Below are 25,175 nucleotides of genomic sequence, written 5' to 3' on the forward strand. Positions count from 1 at the left end.
AGGCGGACGTGCATCTGAACCACCCCCATTGCGCCAAGTTCTGCGTTCTGGGCGGGGCCAGCTGTTCAGCCTAATTCACCCGGAACTCACCCACCATATTGCGCCATTCCCCCGGCGCGATCATCTTGCGGTGCGTAAAGCGGACCGAATGCAGCGGGCCATCGATCTCTTTTTGCCAGAATTCAACGAATTCAAACAGTTTCGGATGATCCGGCGCCAGATCGTAATCCTGCCAGATGAACGTGTTCAGCACGTGAATATAATCGGGCATGTGATAGAAGAATTCCGCCGTCGTCAGCCCGTACCCCTTGAGCATCAATTCTGTTTCGCTTTGCTCCATTCAGACCTCCAAATTTCTTTCAAGGTCTCTTCAGCATAACACGCAAACCACCTAATACTTAGATAACAATATGTTACTTGGGTGTTACCGTGGTTTTTCGCATGCGAATTCGTTGCTTGCTTGCACCTTATGTGCCGGGTCTGATAAGGTACATCCACAAGATATAGACCCAGAACAAGACACGGGCAGTTTACGTGAGCGATACGCCAGAAATCCCTGAAAACATGGATGAAACCCCGCCCGAGCGCCCGGTATATGACGGCCCGACGGTCTCCATCGAATCCGAGATGCGCACGTCCTATCTGGACTATGCCATGTCGGTCATCGTCTCCCGCGCGATCCCCGATCTGCGCGACGGGCTGAAACCGGTGCATCGGCGGATTCTGTATGCGATGCACGAAACCGGGAACACCCATGACAAGGCCTATCGCAAATCGGCCCGTCCGGTGGGTGACGTGATGGGTAAATACCACCCGCATGGCGACAGCGCGATCTATGACGCACTGGTGCGGATGGCGCAGGATTTCTCGATGTCGCTGCCGCTGCTGGATGGTCAGGGCAACTTTGGCTCGATGGACGGCGATAACCCGGCGGCCATGCGTTATACCGAAGTGCGGATGGACAAACCCGCCGCCGCCCTGCTGGCCGATATCGAAAAAGAGACGGTCGATTTTCAGGACAACTATGACGGCAAGGACCGGGAACCAACCGTCCTGCCCGCCCGTTTCCCGAACATGCTGGTCAATGGTGCCGGTGGTATCGCCGTCGGTATGGCAACCAACATCCCGCCGCATAACCTAGGCGAAGTGGTTGACGCCACGCTGGCACTGATTGACGACCCGGACCTGACCTCGGAACAACTGATCGAATACGTCCCCGGCCCTGATTTCCCAACCGGAGGCGTCATGCTGGGCCGATCCGGCGCCCGCAAAGCTTACCTTGAGGGACGCGGCAGCGTTATCATCCGCGCCAAGACGCGGGTCGAGGAACTGCGCAAGGATCGCTATGCCATCGTCGTGGATGAGATCCCCTATCAGGTGAACAAGGCCGCGATGATCGAAAAGATCGCCGAGGCCGTGCGTGAAAAACGCATCGAAGGCGTCGCCCATGTGCAGGACGAATCCGACCGCAACGGCGTGCGTGTGGTGGTCGAGCTGAAACGCGACGCAACGCCCGAGGTGGTGCTGAACCAGCTCTACCGTTTCTCGCCGATGCAGACATCGTTCGGCTGCAACATGTTGGCCCTGAACGGCGGACGCCCGGAACAGCTGACCCTGCGCCGGTTCCTGACATCCTTCATCGACTTCCGCGAGGATGTCGTCGCCCGCCGCACCGCCTATGACCTGCGCAAGGCGCGGGAACGCAGTCATATCCTGTGTGGTCTGGCTGTGGCCGTTTCAAACGTGGACGAAGTGGTCGCCACCATCCGCTCCTCCGCCGACGCGGCTGAGGCGCGCGAAAAGCTGATGACCCGCCGTTGGCCTGCGTCCGAGATCGAAGGCTATCTGCGTCTGATCGACGATCCTCTGTCCAAGATGAACGACGACGGCACTTATAACCTGACCGAGGTTCAGGCCCGTGCCATCCTCGACCTGCGCCTGCAGCGCCTGACCCAACTGGGCGTCAAAGAGGTCACGGACGAGCTGGAAGAACTGGCCGCCAAGATCAAAGAATATCTGGATATTCTGTCTTCGCGCGAACGCATCATGTCGATCATCGGTGATGAGCTGCGCAGCGTCCGTGAGCAATTCGCCGTGCCGCGCCGCACCGAGATCGTCGACTGGTCCGGCGACATGGAAGACGAGGACCTGATCGAACGCGAAGATATGGTCGTGACCGTCACCTCGGGCGGTTACATCAAGCGCACACCGCTGGCCGATTTCCGCGCCCAGAAACGCGGCGGCAAGGGCCTGTCTGGGATGCAGACCAAGGAAGAGGACGTGGTCACCAACCTCTTCGTGGCGAACACCCATACGCAGTTGCTGTTCTTCACTACCGACGGGATGGTCTACAAGCTCAAGACCTGGCGCCTGCCGCAATCGGGACGCACCGGCAAGGGCAAGGCGATCGTCAACATCCTGCCGATCCCGACCGGGGTTTCCATCGCGGCGATCATGCCGGTCGATGTGCCGGACGAGGAATGGGAAAACCTGCAAATCGTCTTCGCCACCAGCGCGGGCGATGTGCGCCGCAACCGTCTGTCGGATTTCACCAACGTCCGCCGCAACGGCAAGATCGCGATGAAACTGCCGGAAGATGTGGAACTGGTAAACGCCCGCATCTGTTCCGAGGATGAAGACGTGATGCTGGTCACCAATTCGGGCCGCGCGATCCGCTTCCGTACCACGGACGTACGCGTCTTCAACTCGCGCGAATCCACAGGTGTGCGCGGCATCAAGCTGTCCAACGGTGACTGCGTGGTGTCGATGTCGGTGATCCGCCATTTCGAAGCAAGCCCCGAAGATCGCGTTGCCTACCTGAAAATGCGGCGCGCCGTTGCCGGGCTGACCGATGAGGACTCCGGCGACGAAGACGAGGCAACGGCAAGCAGCGATTTCAGCCAGGAGAAATACGCCGAGATGTCGGCTGCCGAAAACCTGATCCTGACCATCACATCCGGCGGTGCGGGCAAGCTGAGTTCCAGCCACGACTACCCGGTCCGCGGACGCGGCGGCATGGGCGTGGCCGCCATGGACAAAGCCATGCGCGGCGGAGAGCTTGTGGCCTCCTTCCCGGTCGAGATCGACGACCAGATCATGCTGGCCACCTCCAAGGGCCAGTCGATCCGGGTGCCGGTCGATGGGATATCCTTCCGGTCACGGTCGGCAGGCGGTGTGAAAGTGTTCAACACTGGCAAGGGCGAAGAGGTCGTCAGTGTCGCCTGGATCGCTGATCAGGGGGATGAAGAGGCGGAAGAGTAAGCAGAAAAAATTGGCTTCGAGGTGGGCTTACCTCGAAGCTCACTCTACGGTTTTAAGACAAATTTCACGTAGCCTTGGGATTACTTGAGGCGAACTAACAAATTGCTTTTGAGAACTTCTGACCCTTTAGGCTTTCCGCTTGGACAGAGACATTATTTGGGGTGTGCAGTGGATCGCTCTCGCTATGATGAATTACATGATCGTTTCGATCCTATTCAGACTGGAAAAGCTGGTACACGCTATGAGCGGCTAGCGGCGAAGGTACTGAAATCCCTTCATGAACAGGATGCTGTCGTGCACGACATCCGTGTCATTGGGAATTCAGATGTCAAACATCAGATAGATGTTACCATCAACAAAGATGGCCAAAATCATCGAATCCTTGTGGAGTGTAAAGACTTTGACATTCGTGGTGCCAAAGTTGGCCTCGATGTAGTCCGTTCATTTCGATCTGTACTGGAAGACACTGGAGCAGACTCAGGTCTTATCTTGACCTGCAATGGTTTCACCAGGGATGCCAAAAAATACGCGAAGTCCAAGGGGATAAAATTGGCACTTCTTCGCGAATTCACGAAGAAAGACCACGAAGGCCGTATTCAGAAAATAGTTTTGCAAATGAACTTGCGTTTCTTGAGTGCCGTGAGTGTCGAGGAAATTGAATTTGACCCGCAAAACCGTTCTGCCTTCTTTCATCAACTGCAAACAACAGGCTTAAATCCAAAGATCACCAAAGAGTGCCCGATTTACTTCGTGAAGGGAAAAGACAAAATCCAGTTTGTCGACTTCTTGAGCGGAGTGGCGGAGAGGAACAGCATCGACCAGCCTCTTGGACGACATTCAGTACGGCACTTGCCAGACGGATGGCGAATATCAATCCTCGATGGATCACCGATAGATTTTCGGTATGTCGATTTAGAATACGTGATTTCTGGTGACACTATGATCAATGAAATCACTTCAAATCGGATTGCCGAACTGATCCTCGATGATTTTTCCGGTTCCGACCTCGTGATTTACGAGGATCAGCTTACGCATTGTCAGATCGACGAACAGGGTAACGTTGTCAAAAAACTCGGAGAATGACCTTGAGCGGGAAAGTTAAAGCCCGCGCCTTCACAACCCGTAAAGCCCGCCGAATTTCTCCTCGAGATACCCCAACAACGGCTCCGGTCCCGGCTCAACCCCACTGGCGCGCTGAATAATCTCGCGCGGGGCGTAGAGCCCGCCATGTTGCTGTACGTTCTCGCGCAGCCACCCGGTTGCACCCGAGGTATCGCCCTCGGCCAGTTGCGCGTCCAGCGCCGGAACCGCCCCCCGCAGCGCCTGATACAGACACCCGGCATAGACATTGCCCAGCGAATAGGTCGGGAAATAGCCGAACAGGCCCACCGACCAGTGGACATCCTGCAGGCACCCGTTCGAAGGCCGGTCGACCGCATAGCCGAAATCCGCCTTGAACCGGTCATTCCATGCGGCTTCAAGATCGCTGACTTGTAGGTCGCCTGCCATCAGAGCGCGTTCCAGATCGAAACGCAGCATGATGTGCAGGTTATATTGCACCTCATCCGCCTCGGTGCGGATATAGCCGTTATGGACGCGGTTGACGGTGGCATAGAAGGCATCCGCATCAGCGATGCCGAAATCGCCGAACGCCTCTTTCATCTGATCAAACAGCCAGCCCGTGAAGGCGCGGGACCGGCCCAGCTGGTTCTCGTAGATCCGGCTTTGGCTTTCATGCACACCCATGGAAACGCCGCTGCCCAGCGGGGTCAGCAGGTAATCTCGGTCGATGCCCTGCTCATAGGCGGCATGGCCGACCTCGTGAATGGTCGAATAAAAGCAGTTGAACGGGTCGGTTTCGCTGGTCCGGGTGGTGATGCGCACATCCAACCCGCTGCCCGAGCTGAACGGATGCACCGCCTTGTCGACCCGCCCATTGTTCAGGTCATAGCCGAAGGTCTCGGCCAGCTTTTGCGACAGGCGCATCTGGTCGCGTTCATCAAAGCTGCCGGACAGGGCCGCAGGTTCGGGACGCTCCAGTACGGCCGCGCGCAGGGTCACAAGGCGCGGGCGCATTTCGTCAAAGATCGCGGCAATCTGGGCACTGGTGGTATAGGGTTCATAATCCTCGACCATGGCGTCATAGACATCGCCACCCTGCGCCAGCGCCTCGCCCTCTTGCCGTTTTAGCGAGACCACCTCCGCAAGCACCGGCAGAAAGGCCGAGACATCCTCATCCGCCCGCGCCTGCGCCCATTTGCCCTGCGCCGCCGAGGTCACGCGGGCAATCGCCGTTGCCAGATCGGCGGGCACCTTCACCGCGCGGTCATAGGCGCGGCGGATTTCGCGCAGCTGCGCCTGGCCCACCGCGTCCTGCGGTGCGGCCTGCTCTAGCCAATCGGCCACGCGCGGGTCCGAGCGGCGGGCATGCAGAACGGCCTCGATCGCGGCCATCTCTTCGGCGCGCTGCGCGGTGGCCCCACGGGGCATGACGGTTTCCTGATCCCAGCCCAGCCGGCCGGCAATCTGCCCCAGGGCAGAGGTTTCGCGCTGAAAGGCCATCAGGTCGTTGAATGCAGTCATAAGATCAAACTCCGCGCACCGAGGTTGCAATGGGATAGGCGCTCAGGAACCGGGCCCGCAGGATCAGAGTCCAGACGATGACGGCCATGAACTGGTGGAAAATGGCGATCTGCCATGGGGCTGCATAGACCACGGTGACAATGCCCACCACGACCTGCAGCGACAGGGCCGCAAAGGCTGCGTTGAAGGCAAAGCGGGTCTGCGGATGCGCGCTGGTCTGGCCACGCCGCCAAACGATCACCGCAAAGATCAGCAGCAGATACCCGACGCAGCGGTGGATGAACTGTACCAGACCGGGGCTCTCGAAGAAGTTACGCCATAGCGGCTCCAACACGGTCGCGTCGGGGGGCAGCAACTGCCCACCAATCAGCGGCCAGTCGGTAAAGGACCGCCCGGCATCGATCCCGGCGACCAGCGCGCCGATGAGGATTTGCAAAAAGGCGAAATGCATCAGGCCGGTGGAGATTGAAAACAGCCGGGCCTCTTTCGCGCGGCGGGCCTGCATCAGGTCGCGCTCCTCACGCCCCAACATGAAGATGTACCAGGCCAGATAGCCCAGGATCACAAAGGCCAGCCCCAGATGGATGGCCAGACGATAGCTGGCGACAGCCGTCATCCCCTCGCCCTGCGTGACGCCCGACGCGACCATCCACCAGCCGACCGCGCCCTGCATGCCGCCCAACGCGCCGGGAATAATCAGCCGTCCGGTCCAGCCTGCCGGTATCTTGCGCGCGACCAGAAAGCCGAAGAACCCGATGGCCCAGACCAGACCGATCACCCGGCCCAACTGCCGGTGGCCCCATTCCCACCAGTAGATGGATTTGAAATCCGCCAGTTCCATCCACTGGTTCTGGATGCGCCACTGGTCGATCTGCTTGTACTTGTCGAACTCGGCCTGCCAGTCGGCCTCGGACATCGGCGGGATGGCCCCGGTGATCGGTCGCCATTCGGTGATCGACAAACCGCTGTCGGTCAGGCGGGTCAGGCCGCCCACGGCGATCATCACCACGACCAGAGCGAACAGGATCATCAGCCAGACGCGGATCGCGCCGCGCGCGCCGCCGCGCCCACGGTCGATCATGCCCGGCTGCACCGCCTGTTGTTTCTCGGTATCCGAGACCTCTTCGAAGATGCTGCGCTTGCCACTCATGCTGGCCTCATATCCTTGATTTCGTCGCAAGCTAGGGCGTTGCCGGACCGAGGTCCAGCCTTACCCCCGATCCTTCCAGCGGACCATCTGCCGCATGATCCCGTGCAGCATCTGCACATCGGCCCGCGTCATCCGCATCCGCGACCATAGATTGCGCAGATTGACCTTCATGCCTTCGGCCTTTTCCGGCGGGTAGAAGAACCCGGCCTCTTCCAACCGGTCTTCGTAATGTTCCACCAGTTTCTCGACTTCGATCCCCGTGGCCCAGTCGCCCTTGCCCAGATCGGTGGCCTCATGCACCACATCGCCGGTCTGACGCATCCACTCATAAGCGGTCAGCAACACACATTGCCCAAGGTTCAGCGAAGCGTATTCCGGGTTCACCGGCACCGAGATAATGGCGTTGGCCTTGGCGATATCCTCATTCTCTAACCCCGCGCGTTCCGGGCCGAACAGCACGGCGACTTTTTCCCCTGCCGCCACCTTTTCAGCGGCAATCTGCATGGCGCGCTCGGGGCTATAGACCGGCTTGGTCAAACCGCGCTGCCGCGCCGTGGTGGCAAAGACATAGGTCCGATCCCCCAGCGCACCGCCCAGATCGTCAAACAGCTGCGCCTCATCCAGCAACCGCCCGGCCCCGCTGGACATCGCCACCGCCTTGGAGTTCGGCCAGCCGTCACGCGGGGCCACGATCCGCATCCGGTCCAGCCCGAAATTCCACATCGCCCGCGCGGCGGCACCGATATTCTCGCCCATCTGCGGGCGCACGAGCACAAAAGACGGCTGGGATGTATCGCTGGGCATGGCTCACTCCGAAAAACTCCGCTTGCTCTAATCGCGACATGGACCAAGGGCAAGCCGCCCCTGCTTCTTCTGTTCCCAAATACCCGCTCGGCAGGCATAAAAGTTTGCTTCCCGCCCTCAATCCGATAAACCCCGCCAAAGACTGAAAGCGAAGGACGCGCCATGGACACCCCCGAGCAGCCGCAGATTTACCTGATCACCCCTCCGACCCTCACGCTCAGCACCTTCCCCGACCAGTTGGCCCGCGTGCTGGACAGCACCGAGATCGCCTGTATCCGCCTGGCCCTGGCCGGAGGCGACGAGGACGCCATCGCCCGTGCCGCCGATGCCTGCCGCGAGGTGGCCCATGCGCGTGATGTGGCGCTGGTGATCTCGAACCATGTCCTGCTGGCACAGCGGCTGGGTCTGGACGGGGTGCATCTGGATGACGCGGCCCGGTCGGTACGTGCCGCGCGCAAGGAGCTGGGAGCGGATGCCATCGTCGGCAGCTTTTGCGGTGCCTCCAGCCATGACGGCATGACCGCGGGCGAGGCCGGGGTGGATTACGTCGCCTTCGGCCCGGTCGGCAGTGCAACGCTGGGCGACGGCACCCGGGCCGAGCCCGACCTGTTCCAATGGTGGTCTGAAATGATCGAGGTCCCGGTTGTGGCGGAAGGCGGTCTGACCCCAGACCTGATCCGCGACCTGACCCCCTGCACCGATTTCTTCGGTATCGGGGATGAGATCTGGTCGCAGGACAACCCGGTTGAGGCGCTGAACGCCCTGATCGCGGCAATGGGCTGACGACCTCATTTTGGCTTGCACTTCTGCCGGGATTGTCCCGTAACTGGTGATCGCGGCGTTCAGCCCGCGCCCAAGACCGGAAATGAACTGACACATGCTGCAAGCCATTAAAGAAGCCGAACGCCAGAACATGCCCTTTGATGCGCTGTTTCCGCATCAATACGCCATCCGGGTGGATCGAACGCCCACCCCGGAGGGCTGGATCGGCGAAGAGATCGGCGGCTTCAGGCTGCACCGCTCTCCGCGTCTGCCGCGATCGAAACCGGAGACCAATGCCTTTGGTGTCGAGATCATCGTTTTGGGGATCGCCGTCGACGACGGGGTTCTGGTGTCCGACACCACAAAGCTGCCCTTCGGCCCGGCCTCGGATTGGAATGCCATTGAACGCTGGGCCGAAAGGCTGGCGGGCCGGTTCATCGCCCTCTGTCGGTTGGGGGACGACCACCGTATCTATTTCGATCCCTCGCTGGAGCTGTCCTGTTTCTATAACCCGGTCACGGGCAATATCGGCTCATCCCCCTATATGGCGCTGGATCGCCCGATGCAGACCGGGCGGTATATCGACAGTCAGGACGTTATCTCTGGCACCGCGAATTTCGCACTGGGGATCACTGGCGACCGCGACCTGCGGCTGGCGAGGCCAAATCACGCCCTGTGCCTGAACCGCTATCACCTGATCCGCCACTGGCCCCGTGTTGCGGATGTGGCCGCAGGTCATGACGGTGACCCCGACAGCACGGCGTTTGAAATCGCAACACGGCTGGGCGCGACCTTCGGGGCGCTGGTGCAATCCTATGATGCGCTGGTGCCGGTGACCGGCGGACAGGACAGCCGCGCGCTGATCGCCTCGGGGCGGGACCATCTGGGCCATGTGAAAGCCTTTTTCACCCATCGCACCAACTACATGACCGCGCTTGATTGCCTGATCGCTGAACAACTGGGACAGGCACTGGGGTTCGAAGTCGCGCTGCTGGACGGTGTCCGGCTCAGCGAATCTGAAGACCTGAGCCATAGGGTGAAACAGGAACAAGACTTGTTCACCCTTCGAACCGGTCGACATTGCAGTGTGCCCGGCCACCACGAACTGGCAACCCGAGAGCATTTGCCCGACGGTCAGATACTTTTGCGTGGCAACGTCATGGACCTGAACCGCGCCAATCAATGGCGGGGGCAGTCCAGTTTCAGGCTGGCCCATATGGTAAGGCGCATGCGGCTGCGCGCGCCCGAAGGCATTGCCCCCGCCACCTATTGGGGCCGGGAAGCGGGCACTTGGCTCGACAACCTGCCGGACGAGGCCATTCCCTTTGCCTATGACATCTCGTTTCTGGAAAACATCCTGCCCAATACCATGGGGGCAATGCTGAACGGGATCACCTCGTATTTCACGCTCAACCCGTTTAACGACCGGCATCTGATCTCTCGCAGCATGCGCGTCCCTCCGGCGCTGCGGCGCGAAGGGGCACTGAATGCGGCGATCATAAAGGCAACCGTGCCCGGGCTGGCCGAGATCGCTTACACTCAAGGCATCAAGCGCAGCCCCGAAGCCCGCCGCGCGGCAGAGGCCCTGTTCCCCGACCCCGAAACCGCCACGACCGACGGGGCATGAGAAGACAGCTAAGCTACCTGCCCGATCCAGACCGCGCTGTTTCGGCCCCGGCCCGCCCGCTTCCCGCTTGCGCCTTCACCGTAGCTGCGGCATGACATCTGCATGAAACAGAATACCCAAATCCTGTGTATCGGATCGGTCCTGTGGGATGTGATCGGACGCTCTGCCAGCGCCATGCGGCAGGGCTCGGACGTGCCGGGACGGATCACCCGGCTGCCGGGCGGTGTCGCCATGAACATTGCCATGACGCTGGTGCGGTTCGGCATGACACCCACCCTGCTGACCGCTATTGGCCGTGATCCCGAAGGTGACGAGCTGGTCCACGCCTGCGCGCGGCTGGGGATGGTGACCGAGCACATTTACCGTTCTCAAGACCTGCCGACCGACCGCTATATGGCCGTCGAGGGCGCGAACGGGCTGATTGCCGCCATCGCGGACGCCCATTCGCTGGAAGCCGCAGGAGCGAAAATCCTACGCCCGCTGATGCATGGCCCTTTGGGGTATGAGAACACGCCCTTCGAAGGCCCCATCGCGCTGGACGGCAACCTGACGCAGGACCTGCTGGAAGAGATCGCGCAAAGCCCGGCCTTTGCCCGTGCCGATTTGCGCGTGGCCCCGGCCTCACCCGGTAAGGCCGAACGCCTGCTGCCTTTCCTCAAACACGCCCGCGCGACGCTGTACGTGAACCTCGAAGAGGCTGGCCTGCTGTGCCAGCGCGAGTTCCCGGATTCCGAAAGCGCCGCCAAGGGTCTGCTGGATCGTGGCGCGCTGCGGGTGCTGGTCACCGATGGCGGCAAGGCGGCCACTGTTGGCGCGGCCTCGGGCGTGCTGACCCAAACACCCCCATCCGTTCTGGTCACCCGGGTGACCGGCGCGGGTGACACATTCATGGCGGCCCATATCGCATCCGAGGCGGGGGGCGCCGATGACGCGGCCGCCCTGACCCGTGCCCTGCACGCCGCTGCCACTTATGTTTCCGGAGAAACCCCACTGTGATCGACATCCAATATTCCGCCGAGGTCCGCGCCGCCAAAGACGCAGGCCAACCCATCGTGGCGCTGGAAAGCACCATCATCACCCATGGCATGCCCTACCCGCAAAATGTCGAGGTCGCCGCCCAGGTCGAACAGGACATCCGCGACGCCGGCGCCACCCCGGCCACCATCGCCGTAATTGACGGCAAGCTGCATGTGGGGCTTGAGGCCGACCAACTGCAGGGGCTGGGACAGGCGCAAGGCGTCGCCAAACTGTCGCGCGCGGATATGGCCGCCTGCATCGCCACCGGCGGCACCGGCGCGACCACCGTCGCGGCCACCATGATCGCCGCGCATTTTGCCGGGATCGAGGTTTTTGCCACCGGCGGCATCGGCGGCGTACATCAGGGGGCCGAAACCTCGTTCGACATCTCCGCCGATCTGCACGAGTTGGCACAGACCCCGGTCACCGTTGTCGCCGCAGGTGCCAAGGCCATTCTGGATCTGGCCAAAACGCTTGAGGTGCTGGAAACGCTGGGCGTGCCGGTCATCGCCCATGGTCAGGATGAATTCCCCGCCTTCTGGTCCGCCAAATCCAACCTCGCCGCCCCGCTGCGCATGGACCGTGCCGAGGATATCGCCAAGGCCCACGCCACCCGCCGCGCGCTGGGTCTGCCGGGCGGCCAGCTGATCGCCAACCCGATCCCCGACACCGACCAGATCGCAGCGCAGGACCTGGCCCCGATCATCGCCGCCGCCCAGGCCGATGCCGAAACCCACCGGATCACCGGCAAAGGCGTCACCCCCTATCTGCTGCAACGCATCTACGAACAGACCGAGGGCCGTTCCCTGACCGCCAACATCGCGCTGGTCCGCAACAACGCACGGCTTGCCGCAGGTATCGCCCGCGCGCTGAGCGGCACCGCATAAGACTGCCCTATTGTACCGCAGCGCCAGAGGGCTTACCTAAACCCGCAAATCACTCGGGACCGCAATGAACACACCCTTTGACGAAGAACCACATCGCCGCCCCGGCCTGTTTGCCGGGCTCCGCGCCTCTTTCCTGACGGGGATCGTCGTCATTGCGCCGGTCTGGCTGACGGTCTGGCTGATCTGGTCGGTCGTGGGCTGGATCGACAGCGCGGTCCTGCCGCTGATCCCGCAAAAGTTCCAACCGTCGGAATATGTCGGCATCAACCTGCGCGGCGTTGGTGTGGTGATCTTCCTGATCTTCACGGTCATGGTGGGTTGGGTCGCCAAGGGTATTCTGGGCCGCTCGCTGATCCATTTCGCCGAAAGCGTGGTGGATCGCATGCCGGTCGTGCGCTCGGTCTATTCCGGGATCAAGCAAATCTCGGAAACGGTGTTTGCCCAGACGGAGCGGTCCTTTGAAAAAGCCTGCCTGATCCAGTATCCGCGCCGGGGCATCTGGGCCATCGGCTTCGTCTCGACCACCGCCCGGGGCGAGGTCAGCCAGCGCGCCGAAACCGGGGGCGAGCTGCTTAGCATCTTTGTCCCCACCACACCCAACCCCACCTCGGGCTTTCTTCTGTTCTTCCCGGCCGAGGATGTGATCCTGCTGGACATGTCCATCGAGGACGCCGCGAAACTGGTGATCTCGGCCGGGCTGGTCTATCCCAACGAAAAAGACCCGACCCAACCGCCAGAATAATCAGCCAAACATCGCAGGCAGATCGACGGTGCTGCGCGCGCCCAGATCACCCTTGTGATCGCGCAGAAAGGTATGCGCCGCCGCCTGCCCGGCCTGCTTCAACCGGTTCAGCACAATCGGGTTCGGTACGATCTTGGTTGCCGCTGACAGATCGTTCATCAACGCATCATCGGCGATCATATGCACCAGCACCCGGCTCATCTCACCCGCTTTCAGCTTGCCCTCGGCCAGCAGCCGCTGCACAAAATTGATCGCCCGCAATTCACGAAAGAGCGATGAGTTAAAGCTGATCTCATTGATCCGGTTCTGTATCTGCTGCGGCGTCTTCGGGACCTCGTCGCGTTCCAGCGGATTGATGTTCACGATCACCACATCATCCGGCAGCTCGCCATCGAACAATGGATAGAGCGCCGGATTGCCGGTATAGCCGCCATCCCAATAGGCCTCGGTCCGATCGGTTTTCGGATCATAAATCTCGACCGCTTGAAACAGGTTCGGCAAACAGGCCGAGGCCAGAATCGCATCGGTCGAAATCTCGGCCCCAGAAAACACCCGGATCTTGCCACTGCGCACACAGGTGGCGCAGACGAACAGACCCGGTCCCTCATCGGCGCAAATCTCATCGAAATTGAACCGATCCACCACCGGCTCCAAGGGATTGCGATAAAACGGCCCGTAAGCATAAGGCGACACCAGCCGCGACCAGGCATCGGCCACCGAAAAGGGCGCGGAATATTCCAAAGCCTGCGCAATATGCGCCGGTTCCACCCCGCGCATCCAATGGGCAATGCGCATATCCCCCACCGCGCCCATCCGCTGCCACAACCCGTCCAGCGCCGCCCGCGCGCCGTCACGCCCGGCATGCACCATACCCGACTTGAACGCCGCCCCGTTCAGCGCCCCGGCCGAGGTCCCGGTGATCGCCGCAACCTCAATATCCTCTTCATCCAGAAGCCGGTCCAACACTCCCCAGGTAAACGCCCCATGCGCCCCGCCGCCTTGCAAAGCCAGATTGATCTGCTTCATGTTTCCGCCTCTTCATCTGGCCAAAAATATCCCGGGGGTATGGGGGCAGAGCCCCCATGTGACCTACAAAGCCGTCCAGCCGCCATCCACGGAAATCGTCGTTCCGGTAATCTGCGCCGCCGCATCCGATGCCAGAAACGCTACCGTCCCGCCCAACTGCTCAACTGTGGCGAACTCCTTCGATGGCTGCCGCTCCAACAGAATGTTCTTCACCACATCCTCGCGGCTCATACCGTATTCCTTCATCGTGTCGGGGATCTGCGCCTCGACCAGCGGGGTCAGCACATAGCCCGGGCAGATGGCGTTGCAGGTGATCGGCTCCTGCGCGGTTTCCAGCGCCACGGTCTTGGTCATGCCCACCACCCCGTGCTTGGCCGCCACATAGGCCGCCTTGAACGGCGAGGCCGTCAGACCATGGGCCGAGGCGATATTGACCACCCGCCCCCACCCCGCCTTGCGCATCATCGGCAAGGCCGCCGCCGTGGTGTGAAAGACCGAATTCATGTTGATCGCGATGATCGCGTCCCATTTCTCGACCGGAAACTGATCGATCGCCGCGACATGCTGAATGCCCGCATTGTTCACTAGAATATCGCAGGCCCCCGCCTGTTCGATCAGTGCCCGGCATTCATCGCCCTTGGACATGTCCGCCTTGATGTAGCGCGCCTTGGTCCCGGTCTCGCGCGCGATCTCCGCCGCCAGGGCGTGATCCTCATCCCGGTCGGTGAACGAGTTCAGCACCACATGCGCCCCGGCCTTGGCCAGCTCGCGCGCGACGCCCAGACCGATCCCGGAATTCGACCCGGTGATGATGGCGGTTTTTCCAGACAGGCTCATGGCCGATCTCCCTCTGTCTCTAGATTTGCGGACACAGTGCCATGCTGCACCTGCAAAGAAAACGGGGAATGATCAGGGGGTGGTAACCGGACAAAATCCGCATAAAAAAACGCCCGCACGAAGCGGGCGTTAAGTTATTGAGGCAGGTTTCATACAGGCAAGAAACCTATCGAGCAGTGCACCCTTTATAAGCAATTCCACGCCGCCATCCAAGCTAAAAGTTTGATAATAAGAAAAATCATGGCTACGATGAATCCCAAACAAAATAAGGCCAGAGCAGGATTGTTTCCAAAATGAGCGCCAATTATCTCCGCCCCGTTCGACCGGCGATTGCGGGAATCACTGCAATTTTACTGGCCACGACGGTCCGGGCAGAATCGGGTCACGGCATAGCTATGTACGGAGACCCCGCCCTACCACCGGATTTTGTGTCCTTGCCCTACGCAAATCCGGACGCGCCCAAGGGCGGCAAGGCCGTGTTTGGAAATACCGGCGGCTATAACAGCTTGAACCCGTTTGTGCAAAAAGGCACGTCACCCTGGCAATTGCGGTTCTGGACCCATGAAAGCCTGATGGGCCGGTCCTGGGACGAACCTTTCACCCTTTACGGGCTGTTGGCCGAATCAGTTGAAACCGCCGATGACCGGTCCTGGGTCGAATTCACCCTGCGCGAAAACGCCCGGTTTTCCGATGGCAGCCCCGTCACCGTCGAGGATGTGATCTGGTCGTATGAAACGCTCGGCACCGAAGGTCATCTGCGTTACCGCGGGCTCTGGGGCAAGATCGACAGTATCGAACAGACCGGCCCGCGCAGCGTGCGCATCACGTTCAATGAACCCGACCGGGAACTGGCCCTGATCGCCGCGCTGCGCCCGATCCTGCAAAAAGCCCAGTGGAAGGGGAAGGATTTCGCCAATGCCCCCCTGCAGGACATCCCCATCGGCACCGGCCCCTACGTGATCGACGATTATGAGGCCGGGCGCTATGTGAACCTGCGCCGCAATCCCGATTATTGGGGCGCCGACATCCCGTTTCGCCGGGGCACCATGAATCTGGACGACATGCGGATCGAGTTCTACGGCGACGGCACCGTCCTGTTCGAGGCGTTCAAGGCCGGAGAGCTATCCGCCGTGCGCGAGTTCAACGCCGATAAATGGGACACGCAATATGGCTTCCCCGCCGTGCAGCGCGGCGACGTGATCAAAACGGAAATCCCCCATGGCAAACCGTCGGGGATGACCGGGTTCGTGATGAACACCCGCAAGGCCCCCTTTGACGACTGGCGCGTGCGCGAAGCTTTGACACTGGCCTTCAACTTCGAGTTCATCAACGATACGATCACCGGTGGTGCGCAGCCCCGGATCACCTCGTATTTCTCGGGCTCCGATCTGGCGATGCAGCCAGGCGCTGCGACCGGCCGGGTTGCCGAACTGCTGCAACCCTATGCCGCTGACCTGCCCCCCGGCACGCTTGAGGGGTATACCCCGCCGCAAGGCGATGGTTCAGCCCGCAACCGGGGCAATCTGCGCAAAGCCACAAAACTGCTAGCCGAAGCCGGGTGGACCATTCAGGACGGCGTTCTGCGCAATGAAAATGGCGATCCCTTCACCCTCACCGTCCTGCTGCAGCAAGGTGATACGGACAACCAAACCGCCATCGACATCTATACCGGTGCGCTGCAACGGCTGGGCATTCAGGTCACGACCGATCAGGTGGACAGCGCACAATTCACCGAACGGAGCTCGGCGCTGGATTTCGACATGACGATCTTCCGCCGCGCCTTGTCCCTGTCGCCAGGCAACGAACAACGCCTGTATTGGGGCAGCGAGACTGCCGACACGCCGGGTACGCGCAACCTGATGGGGGTGACCTCGCCTGCGGTGGACGGGTTGATCGACGCCATGCTGGCCTCGGAAAGCCACGAGGATTTCGTGGCCGCCACCCGCGCGCTGGACCGGGTCCTGACCGCCGGGCGGTATGTCATTCCGATCTGGAGCTTTGATGTGGGCCGCATCGCCCACGCCAAAGAGCTGAAGTTCCCCGAAACCCTGCCGATTTATGGCGACGGGCCGGAATATATGCCGCAGGTCTGGTGGTATCAGGATTGACCTGATCCCTCTATTTCCATATTTCATGAAATATGGAAATAGAGATTCACGAGAGATTAGGCGCGCTGGCGCATCCCAAGCGGCTGGACCTGTTCCAGCTGTTGATGCGGCGGTATCCGGATGCGGTGCCCGCCGGTGAGATCGCCGAGGCGCTGGCACTGAAGCCAAACACAACCTCGACCTATCTGAATGCGCTCAAGGCGGCGGGGCTGATCGCGCAGGCGCGTCAGGGCACGTCGCTGCAATACACGGTCAACCTGCCTGCCGTGCGTGCGCTGTTCGACGGATTGCTGGGCACCTGCTGCCAGAACCGCCCTGATCTGTGCCTGCAACCTGCGCAAACCCCGATCAGCACCCATGACCGCGTCCTGAACGTGCTGTTCATCTGCACCGGCAACTCCGCCCGATCCATCATGGCCGAGGCGATCCTGAATGCCGAAGGCAATGGCCGGTTCCGCGCCTACTCCGCCGGAACCGCGCCCTCGGACCAGCCCAATGAAATGGTTTTGGAGTTGCTGCGGCAAAAGGGGTATGACCTGTCCCAATTGCGGTCGAAATCCGTGGACGAGTTCGCAGCGGATGATGCGCCGCAGATGGATTTCGTCTTTACCGTCTGCGATCACGCCGCGAATGAGGCCTGCCCAACATGGCCCGGCCAACCGCTCAGCGCCCATTGGGGTCTCGCCGATCCGGTCGCGGCTCAAGGCTCTGATGCCCAGAAACAACTGGCCCTGCAACAGGCTTACGGGCTGCTGCGCAACCGGATCACCGCCTTTGTCAGCCTGCCGTTCGAAACGCTCGACCGTATTTCCCTGCAACACAAGGTGGATGACATTGGCCGCATGGCCGAGTGATCCACGCCCAACCCCAAGGACTCCCCTCTTATGAACATACTGGTTCTATGCACCGGCAACTCGGCCAGGTCGATCCTGCTGGAATCCATCTTCAACCATACCGGCAACGGGCGCGTGCGCGCCTTTTCCGCAGGCTCGAATCCGACCGGCAAAGTGCACCCGCAGTCGCTGACCCTGCTGGGCAGCCTGGGCCACGACCTGACCGGCGCACGGTCCAAAAGCTGGGATGAGTTCGCGGCCGAGGACGCGCCCGAGATGGATATGGTGATCACCGTCTGCGGCTCGGCGGCTGAGGAAACCTGCCCGGTCTGGCCCGGTGCGCCGATCCGTGCCCATTGGGGCGTCGAAGACCCGGCTGCCGCATCCGAGCCGGACTGGGACGCGGCCTTTCGCACCGCCTATGACATCCTGAACCGCCGTGCCGCCGCCCTGCTGGAGTTGCCCATCGAAACCCTGACCAACGCCGAACTGACCGCGCAATTGAACCGCATCGGAGACATCCAATGAACTCCCGCCGATACTTTGCCGAATTTCTGGGCACCGCCTTTCTGCTGATCGGCGTGGTGGGGTCCGGGATCATGGCGCAAACCCTGTCGGACGGGAACATCGCGCTGGCACTGCTGGCCAATGCGATTGCCACCGGCTGCATGCTCTATGTCATCATCACCACTCTGGGCCCGATCTCGGGCGCGCATTTCAACCCGGCGGTTACTCTGGCCTTTGCCCTGCGCGGTGAACACCCATGGCGCGCGGTGGCCCCTTATGTGCTGGTGCAGGTGGCAGGCGGTATCGCCGGGGTCTGGGCCAGCCACTATATGTTCGACCTGCCGATTCTGCAGACGTCTGAGACCCTGCACCGCACCGGAGCCCACCAGTGGTTTTCCGAGATCATCGCCACGCTGGGCCTGCTGTTCGTGATTTTCGGCGGAATTCGGCACAAGCCCGACACGGTACCAGCCCTTGTGGGTCTCTATATCACCGGCGCCTACTGGTACACGTCCTCCACAAGTTTTGCCAATCCGGCGGTTACCATCGCAAGAGGGTTCACCGACACCTTCGCGGGTATCTTTCCGCCACATGTTCTGTTATTCATCATAATGCAGATTATTGCTGTGTTTATCGGGCACATAGCCTTGAACTGGCTGTTCAGCCCCGAAGAATAACGGACCGGCCGCCACTCACTTAACAGCAGGTCCGTCGGCCCGTTGCGGTTTCACCGCAGCGGGTTTTTTGCGGCCCGGCACAGCCACGACCGCGACACGCCAAACTGCGACATTTTGTCATGTCCGCAGCACCAACTCACCCTACGTAACCTGTCTTGGGGAGAGCAGTCCTGAAACCGGAATTAAAGGAAGGCTCGCAGATGTTGAACTGGGCTGATCTGACGCAAGACTGGGGCGCATCTTATGCACGCGCAAAACGCAGGTTTCCGAACCTGCGGGACAAGGATATGGCGCGCGTGCCCAAGGATCGCAAACAGTTCGAGGCGTATCTGGCCGAACGCCATCATCTGACCGTGAACGAGGCCCGCGAAGAGCTTGAAGATTTTCTGTTTATCGAGTCACTGAACCGCGAAGCCGACCACCCTAGCTGAGTGATGTCACCCAGAGGATTGTCGCGTCCTCATCGCTCACGGAGATGACGTTGTGGCCCATGCTCCCGTCGTAATAGGCGCTGTCACCGCGGCGCATTTCGACGGGCTCGTAGAACTCGGTGTAAAGCCGCACGATGCCGGTCAGCACATACATGAACTCTTCACCGTCATGACGCACCCAGCCGTCGAATTCGTCCATTGACCGGGCGCGGACGCGGGCGCGATAGGGCAGCATCTGCTTTTTGGTCAGTGTGTCGGCCAGCAGCTCATGTTCATAGGTTGCGGTGGGATGCGCCGTGCCCGCCCCCATCTTGGTCACCGCCATGCGCCCGATCACCTGATCGCGCTGTGGCGGGGTGAACAGTTGCGGCACCGAAATCTCCAACCCCGTGGCCAGTTTCTTGAGCGCGTCATAGGTGGGCGACATCTGCCCGTTCTCGATCTTGCTGAGGGTCGAGCGCGCCAGCCCCGCCTGACTGGCCGCCTGTTCCAGCGTCCAGTTGCGCGCCTTGCGCAGCTCGCGCACCCGCGCGCCAAGGTCCAAAGGCTCGACATGGGCATCGTTGCCATTGTCACGGGCGATGCGGATCAGGGATTTGGGGTCGCTAGAGGTCATGGCCACTCTATAGGCCGCGCGCCGCCCGCTTGCAACGCGCCAGCCACCGCGCTAGCCAGTGGCCATGCTGTCGATCTTTGATCAGGGTTCACCACCCCCTTGCCCCGCGCCCTTCAACCTGGCCGCCCATGTGCTGCGCCATGCGGATACGCTGGCCGAGAAGACGGCGCTGTCGATCCTCGGGGCAAATGGCTCTGAGGACCTGAGCTTTGCCGCCCTGCGCGCCGCCATCCTTGGCACCGGAACCGGTCTGCTGCGCGCGGGTTTGCGTCCGGGCGATATCGTGTTGATGCGGCTGGGCAATTCGGTGGAGTTCCCGATTGCCTATCTTGGCGCTATCGCCGTCGGGATTGTCCCCGTACCGACCTCGGCCCAACTGACCGAGCCGGAAACGGCGCAGATGATCCGCGACCTGTCCCCGGCGGCGGTGTTGCGCGATCCCGCCATCGCCTGCGCCCCGCATCCGTTGCAGATCGAGTTGGATCAACTGGCGGCCATGCGCGACCTGCCTGCGGCGGACTACGCGATGGGTGATCCAAACCGGCTGGCCTATGTGGTCTATACCTCGGGCACTTCGGGCAATCCGCGGGCGGTGGCCCATGCGCATCGGGCGATCTGGGCGCGGCAGATGATGGTCGACGGCTGGTACGGGCTGCGCGCCAGTGACCGGCTGTGCCATGCAGGCGCGTTCAACTGGACCTATACGCTGGGCACCGGGCTGATGGACCCCTGGACCATCGGCGCGACCGCCCTGATCCCGGAACCCGGCACCGATCTGGCCGATCTGCCCGGGCTCTTGCACCAGCACAAGGCCACGATCTTTGCCGCAGCCCCCGGCGTGTTTCGCAAAATCCTGCAAGCCCCGCTGCCCGATCTTCCCACCCTGCGCCATGCGCTCAGCGCCGGAGAGAAACTGTCCCGCCCGCTGCACGAGGCGTGGACGCAAGCCTCCGGCACCGAACTCTATGAAGCGTATGGGATGTCCGAATGCTCGACCTTCATCTCGGCCTGCCCGGATCACCCTGCACAGGGCGAGGCGCTGGGGCAACCGCAACCGGGCCGCCGTGTCGCAATCCTAGGACCGAACGAGCCAGTTCCGCAGGGACAGGAGGGCACGATTGCTATTCACCGCGACGATCCCGGCCTGATGCTGACCTACCTCAACGCCCCCGACGAGGCCGCCGCCCGCATGCAAGGCGACTGGTTTCTGACCGGCGATCAGGGCACCATGACCAGCGACGGTCAAATCACCTATCTGGGCCGCGACGACGACATGATGAACGCGGGCGGCTATCGCGTCTCTCCGGTCGAGGTCGAATCCGCCCTCTCCCGCCACCCCGGCATCACGCAGGTCGGTGCCGCGGCGGTCGAGGTCAAACCGGACGCTTTCATCATCGCCGCCTTCTATACCGGCCCTGAAAAACTGGACGAGGCCACCCTGCACACCTATGTGTCCGACAAGCTGGCGCGCTACAAGCAACCGCGCGCCTTCATTCACCTTCCCGCGCTGCCCACGGGCGGCAACGGCAAACTCCTGCGCCGCGCCCTGCCGGCCCATTTCAAGGCAACGCCCTGATGACCCAGACCGTGAAACTCGACATCGTCTCTGACCCGATCTGCCCGTGGTGCTATATCGGCAAGACCCATCTGGACAAGGCGCTGGCCGAGGTGCCGAACCATCCCTTCGTGATCGAATGGCATCCCTTCCAGCTGAACCCGGACATGCCCGAAGGCGGCATGGACCGGCGTGACTATCTTGAACGTAAGTTCGGCGGCAAGGACGCCGCCGTGCGCGCCTATGCGCCGGTGGTGGAACATGCCGAAAACGCGGGCCTGACGATTGATTTCGAAGGCATGAAGCGCACGCCCAACACGCTGGACGCCCACCGCCTGATCCATTGGGCGGGTATCGAGGGCAAGCAGAACGCCGTGGTCGACGCGCTGTTCGATGCCTATTTCGTACATGCCCGCGACATCGGCGATCATGAGGTTCTGGCCGATATCGCCGACAGCGTCGGCATGGACGCCGCCGTGGTGCTGAAACTGCTGAAATCCGATGCCGACCGCGACGACATCAGCACCCGAGACAGCCATTCGCGCCAGATGGGCGTGAATTCGGTCCCTACCTTCATCGTTGCCAATCAACACGCCGTCCCCGGCGCGCAACCCCCTGAATTATGGGCCAAAGTGATTGACGACATCATGTCTCAGTTTGAGGCTTCTTCTGCAGAATAGCACATAGCTCTGTGCGTTTTCTGCGCTGGCGCACCTCGCGCAGCCGTGATAGCGCGGTTGCGAGGGAGAGCCTTTATGACCAATCGCATGTCACGGGGTGAATTTATCGCCCTGATCGCGATGATGTTCGCGACCATCGCCTTTTCGATCGATTCCATGCTGCCCGCCCTGCCCGAGATCGGCGCGCAGCTCAGCCCTGATGACGTGAACCGGGCGCAGTTAATCCTGACCTCGTTTGTGCTGGGCATGGGGATCGGCACATTCTTCACCGGGCCCATTTCCGACGCCATCGGGCGCAAGCCGGTGATTTATGGCGGGGCCGGGCTTTACATTCTGGCGGCGGGGCTGGCCTGGACTTCGTCCTCGCTTGAGATGGTGCTGGCCGCCCGTGTGCTGCAGGGCCTGGGCGCGGCGGGCCCCCGCGTCGTGGCAATGGCCATCATCCGCGACCTGTACTCCGGGCGGGAAATGGCGCGGATCGTGTCGATTGCCATGATGATCTTCACTCTGGTCCCGGCCATCGCACCGATGCTGGGCGCGGGCATGATCGCTGTGGCCGGCTGGCGCGGCATTTTCATATCCTTCATCCTGTTTGCGCTGGTCATCATCCTGTGGATGACCGCCCGCCTGCCCGAGTCGCTGGCGCCCGAAAACCGCCGCCCGTTCCGTCCGCCGCTGCTGATCAGCGCGGTGAAAGAGATGTTTGCCCATCCCACCGTACGCCTGTCCATCATGGTGCAAACGCTGTGCATGGGGATGCTGTTCACCATGTTGACGATGGTTCAGCCGGTCTATGACATCATCTACGACCGGGCCGACAGCTTTCCGTTCTGGTTTGCGGTGGTGGCGATCATCTCCGGGTCTGCCAGCCTGCTGAACGCCGCGATTGTCGTGCGTCTGGGCATGCGCCGGATCGTGACCTATGCCTTTGGGGCGCAAATCCTGATCACCTCTGCCGTCATCGCGCTGAGCCTGATCGGGCTGTCATCGGCCGGATCCTTTGCCCTGTTCGTGTTCTGGCAAACGACGATATTCTTCATGGCGGGTGTGACCATCGGCAATCTGAACGCCATCGCGATGGAGCCGATGGGCCATATCGCGGGCATGGCGGCCTCGGTCATCGGATCGATTGCCACGGTTCTGGCCGTTGTGATCGCCGCCCCGATCGGGTTGCTGTTCGATGGCTCGATCACGCCGCTGACCTTCGGAACCCTGACCATGTGCGTCATCGCCTTTGGCCTGATGATCCATATGGGCCGGGTGGAAAACAGGCACCCCGCCGATCTGTCCAGCGCGGCCGAAACACGCTAACCTGTCCCGGATCGCAGGCAGAGGGGGGTTCGATGCGTTACGATTACGATCTGGGGACATATGCCTGTGTGGTCACCACCTCTTCGACCCCGGCGCAGCTTTGGTTCAACCGGGGTCTGATCTGGACCTATGGCTATAACCATGACGAGGCGGTCGCCTGCTTCCAGCGCGCGTTGGAACATGACCCGGATTGCGCCATGGCCCATTGGGGCGTGGCCTATGCGGCGGGGCCGAATTACAACCTGCCCTGGTCACTGCGCGATGCGCAGGGACAGGCCAAGGCGCTGGCCATCGCCTATGACGCAACGCAGCGCGCACAGGCTTTGGCGGACAGATGCACGCCTGTCGAACAGGCGCTGATCGCCGCCCTACCCGCCCGCTACCCACAGCGCGAGCCGACCCCGGACATGCATCGCTGGGACTATGATTTCGCCGACGCCATGCGCGCCGCCTTTGCCGACCACCCCGACCATCTGGACCTGCGCACCATCTATGTCGAGGCGCTGCTGAACCTCACGCCATGGCAGATGTGGGACCTGAAAACCGGCCAACCTGCCGACGGCGCCGCCACTATTGAGGCGCAAGAGGCTCTGGAATGGGCCATGGCGCATGACCCTGCGGCGATGACCCACCCCGGGCTGCTGCATCTTTACGTTCACCTTATGGAGATGTCGCCCTTCCCCGAAAAAGCGCTCAAGGCGGGAGATGTGCTGCGCACTCTGGTGCCGGATGCGGGGCATCTGGTGCATATGCCGACCCATATCGACGTGCTCTGCGGTCACTACCACAATGTCGCGCATTGGAACGAAAAGGCCACCGAGGCCGACCTAAAGTATTACGACCGCGAAGGCGCGTTCAACATCTACACCGGCTATCGCCAGCACAATTACCACTTCACCATCTATGGCGCGCTATTTCTGGGCCAGATGGAACCCGCCCTGCGCGCCAATCAGGGCCTGTGGGACACCACACCCGAGGATATGCTGCGCATCGAAAGCCCGCCCATGGCGGATTACTTCGAAAGCTACATGTCCATGGGCCCGCATATCCTGATCCGCTTTGGCCGCTGGGCCGAGGCGAAGGCGCTGGATCTACCAGCAGACCCCGATCTCTACCGCACCCTGACGGCGACAACCCATTACGCGCGCGCCATTGCTCATGCAGCGACTGGCAAGGTTGCGCAGGCCGAGGCGGAAGAGGCGCTGTTTCTGGCCGCCAAAACCTGCGTGCCCGAAACCCGCAGGCTGCACAATAACCGCGTCGTCGATCTGCTTGAAATCGCGGCCGAAATGCTGCGAGGCGAAATCGAATACCGCAAAGACAATTTCGAGCTTGCCTTCGCCCATCTGCGCCGTTCGGTCGAACTGGACGATACGCTGCCCTATGATGAGCCCTGGGGCTGGATGCAGCCCACCCGCCACGCGCTGGGGGCTCTGCTGTTCGAACAGGGCCAAGTGGCCGAAGCCGAAGCGGTCTATCGCGAAGACCTCGGTCTGGGTGGCACGCTTGGCCGGGCGTCCATTCATCCCGATAATGTCTGGAGCCTCAAGGGTTTGCATGATTGCCTGAAAGCACGCGGAGAAACTGTTGAAATCATACAGATCAAACAGCGGCTGGATCTGGCGTTGGCCCGCGCCGACCGGGTGGTCGGGGCGTCCTGCTTCTGCGCCCAGGCCGCGATGCAGGAAGAGACATCAAAATCGCGCTGACGCGCGATGCCTCCGGCGGGGATATTTGGGGCCAGATGAAGCTGGGACCCCC

The 25,175-nt window shown here is 61.5% G+C and carries 23 protein-coding genes; 16 read left to right on the forward strand and 7 right to left on the reverse strand.

All coding sequences use genetic code 11. From position 1 onward, the window contains the following. Positions 1 to 70: 70 nt before the first annotated feature. Positions 71 to 340, reverse strand: coding sequence for an usg protein (locus MPJ51_RS03965; protein ID WP_298382073.1), 270 nt, complete (start codon positions 338 to 340; stop codon positions 71 to 73). Positions 341 to 534: 194 nt separating this feature from the next. On the opposite strand from MPJ51_RS03965, the gene gyrA reads away from it, so the two are divergent. Further along, positions 535 to 3,261 (forward strand): DNA gyrase subunit A, encoded by a 2,727-nt coding sequence (gene gyrA / locus MPJ51_RS03970; protein ID WP_298382076.1) that lies wholly within the window; start codon positions 535 to 537, stop codon positions 3,259 to 3,261. Positions 3,262 to 3,429: 168 nt separating this feature from the next. After that, on the forward strand, positions 3,430 to 4,344 hold the full coding sequence (locus MPJ51_RS03975) for a restriction endonuclease (protein ID WP_298382079.1): 915 nt from the start codon (positions 3,430 to 3,432) through the stop codon (positions 4,342 to 4,344). A 30-nt stretch (positions 4,345 to 4,374) separates the two neighbouring features. Here MPJ51_RS03975 and MPJ51_RS03980 read toward each other — a convergent pair whose 3' ends face one another. The 3 genes from MPJ51_RS03980 to MPJ51_RS03990 are packed head-to-tail and all read right to left on the reverse strand — an operon-like array spanning position 4,375 to position 7,798. After that, a complete protein-coding gene (locus tag MPJ51_RS03980; protein ID WP_298382082.1) occupies positions 4,375 to 5,844 on the reverse strand; it encodes a carboxypeptidase M32 in 1,470 nt (489 codons plus the stop codon). 4 nt (positions 5,845 to 5,848) lie between these two features. After that, positions 5,849 to 6,994 carry a heme A synthase gene (gene ctaA, locus MPJ51_RS03985; protein WP_298382085.1) on the reverse strand — a complete coding sequence of 382 codons (1,146 nt, stop codon included), beginning with the start codon at positions 6,992 to 6,994 and terminating at the stop codon, positions 5,849 to 5,851. A 60-nt stretch (positions 6,995 to 7,054) separates the two neighbouring features. Then, positions 7,055 to 7,798: an RNA methyltransferase gene (locus MPJ51_RS03990; protein WP_298382088.1), complete on the reverse strand. Its 744-nt coding sequence runs from the start codon at positions 7,796 to 7,798 to the stop codon at positions 7,055 to 7,057. A 162-nt stretch (positions 7,799 to 7,960) separates the two neighbouring features. Between MPJ51_RS03990 and MPJ51_RS03995 the strand changes: the two genes are divergently transcribed. The 5 genes from MPJ51_RS03995 (at position 7,961) to MPJ51_RS04015 (ending at position 12,833) form a co-directional block, all read left to right on the forward strand. Next, entirely contained in the window at positions 7,961 to 8,581 is a 621-nt protein-coding gene (locus MPJ51_RS03995) for a thiamine phosphate synthase (protein ID WP_298382093.1), read from the forward strand. A gap of 94 nt (positions 8,582 to 8,675) precedes the next feature. Then, a complete protein-coding gene (locus tag MPJ51_RS04000) occupies positions 8,676 to 10,187 on the forward strand; it encodes a hypothetical protein (protein WP_298382096.1) in 1,512 nt (503 codons plus the stop codon). A gap of 102 nt (positions 10,188 to 10,289) precedes the next feature. Then, on the forward strand, positions 10,290 to 11,183 hold the full coding sequence (locus tag MPJ51_RS04005; protein ID WP_298382099.1) for a PfkB family carbohydrate kinase: 894 nt from the start codon (positions 10,290 to 10,292) through the stop codon (positions 11,181 to 11,183). Then, complete coding sequence (locus tag MPJ51_RS04010; protein WP_298382102.1) at positions 11,180 to 12,091, forward strand: pseudouridine-5'-phosphate glycosidase; 912 nt, start codon at positions 11,180 to 11,182, stop codon at positions 12,089 to 12,091. The genes MPJ51_RS04005 and MPJ51_RS04010 overlap by 4 nt, the downstream gene beginning before the upstream one ends. A gap of 64 nt (positions 12,092 to 12,155) precedes the next feature. After that, positions 12,156 to 12,833, forward strand: a complete 678-nt coding sequence (locus MPJ51_RS04015; RefSeq protein ID WP_298382105.1) for a DUF502 domain-containing protein — start codon at positions 12,156 to 12,158, stop codon at positions 12,831 to 12,833. Here the strand turns inward: MPJ51_RS04015 and MPJ51_RS04020 are convergent, their stop codons facing one another. Both MPJ51_RS04020 and MPJ51_RS04025 read right to left on the reverse strand, forming a co-directional pair. Continuing rightward, positions 12,834 to 13,859 (reverse strand): patatin-like phospholipase family protein, encoded by a 1,026-nt coding sequence (locus MPJ51_RS04020; protein ID WP_298382108.1) that lies wholly within the window; start codon positions 13,857 to 13,859, stop codon positions 12,834 to 12,836. It abuts the gene before it with no gap. Between the two features lie 63 nt (positions 13,860 to 13,922). After that, on the reverse strand, positions 13,923 to 14,696 hold the full coding sequence (locus MPJ51_RS04025; protein WP_298382111.1) for a 3-hydroxybutyrate dehydrogenase: 774 nt from the start codon (positions 14,694 to 14,696) through the stop codon (positions 13,923 to 13,925). A 395-nt stretch (positions 14,697 to 15,091) separates the two neighbouring features. Here MPJ51_RS04025 and MPJ51_RS04030 point away from each other — a divergent pair, with 395 nt between their 5' ends. From MPJ51_RS04030 to MPJ51_RS04050, 5 genes are all read left to right on the forward strand, one after another. Beyond that, complete coding sequence (locus MPJ51_RS04030; RefSeq protein WP_298382114.1) at positions 15,092 to 16,804, forward strand: extracellular solute-binding protein; 1,713 nt, start codon at positions 15,092 to 15,094, stop codon at positions 16,802 to 16,804. Between the two features lie 32 nt (positions 16,805 to 16,836). Beyond that, positions 16,837 to 17,658, forward strand: coding sequence for a helix-turn-helix domain-containing protein (locus tag MPJ51_RS04035; RefSeq protein ID WP_298382117.1), 822 nt, complete (start codon positions 16,837 to 16,839; stop codon positions 17,656 to 17,658). 30 nt (positions 17,659 to 17,688) lie between these two features. Next, a complete protein-coding gene (locus MPJ51_RS04040; protein WP_298382120.1) occupies positions 17,689 to 18,165 on the forward strand; it encodes an arsenate reductase ArsC in 477 nt (158 codons plus the stop codon). Further along, the gene (locus MPJ51_RS04045; RefSeq protein ID WP_298382123.1) at positions 18,162 to 18,821 is read left to right on the forward strand and encodes an MIP/aquaporin family protein; all 660 of its coding nucleotides are present in this window, start codon (positions 18,162 to 18,164) and stop codon (positions 18,819 to 18,821) included. Before MPJ51_RS04040 ends, MPJ51_RS04045 begins: the two co-directional genes overlap by 4 nt. A gap of 200 nt (positions 18,822 to 19,021) precedes the next feature. After that, positions 19,022 to 19,252 carry a hypothetical protein gene (locus tag MPJ51_RS04050; RefSeq protein ID WP_298382127.1) on the forward strand — a complete coding sequence of 77 codons (231 nt, stop codon included), beginning with the start codon at positions 19,022 to 19,024 and terminating at the stop codon, positions 19,250 to 19,252. On the opposite strand, the gene MPJ51_RS04055 is transcribed toward MPJ51_RS04050, so the two are convergent. Then, positions 19,245 to 19,868 carry an XRE family transcriptional regulator gene (locus MPJ51_RS04055; RefSeq protein ID WP_298382130.1) on the reverse strand — a complete coding sequence of 208 codons (624 nt, stop codon included), beginning with the start codon at positions 19,866 to 19,868 and terminating at the stop codon, positions 19,245 to 19,247. The genes MPJ51_RS04050 and MPJ51_RS04055 overlap by 8 nt on opposite strands. A 64-nt stretch (positions 19,869 to 19,932) precedes the next feature. On the opposite strand from MPJ51_RS04055, the gene MPJ51_RS04060 reads away from it, so the two are divergent. The 4 genes from MPJ51_RS04060 to MPJ51_RS04075 all read left to right on the forward strand — a co-directional run bounded on the left by MPJ51_RS04060 (position 19,933) and on the right by MPJ51_RS04075 (position 25,123). Further along, a complete protein-coding gene (locus MPJ51_RS04060) occupies positions 19,933 to 21,444 on the forward strand; it encodes a class I adenylate-forming enzyme family protein (RefSeq protein WP_298382133.1) in 1,512 nt (503 codons plus the stop codon). Continuing rightward, positions 21,444 to 22,103 (forward strand): DsbA family oxidoreductase, encoded by a 660-nt coding sequence (locus MPJ51_RS04065; RefSeq protein ID WP_298382136.1) that lies wholly within the window; start codon positions 21,444 to 21,446, stop codon positions 22,101 to 22,103. The genes MPJ51_RS04060 and MPJ51_RS04065 overlap by 1 nt, the downstream gene beginning before the upstream one ends. Positions 22,104 to 22,178: 75 nt before the next feature. Further along, positions 22,179 to 23,414 carry a multidrug effflux MFS transporter gene (locus MPJ51_RS04070; protein ID WP_298382139.1) on the forward strand — a complete coding sequence of 412 codons (1,236 nt, stop codon included), beginning with the start codon at positions 22,179 to 22,181 and terminating at the stop codon, positions 23,412 to 23,414. A gap of 32 nt (positions 23,415 to 23,446) precedes the next feature. Beyond that, positions 23,447 to 25,123 carry a tetratricopeptide repeat protein gene (locus MPJ51_RS04075; RefSeq protein WP_298382142.1) on the forward strand — a complete coding sequence of 559 codons (1,677 nt, stop codon included), beginning with the start codon at positions 23,447 to 23,449 and terminating at the stop codon, positions 25,121 to 25,123. Positions 25,124 to 25,175: the final 52 nt, after the last annotated feature.

This window comes from Ruegeria sp., from assembly GCF_028066395.1.
In the GTDB taxonomy this organism is placed as follows: Bacteria; Pseudomonadota; Alphaproteobacteria; order Rhodobacterales; family Rhodobacteraceae; genus Ruegeria.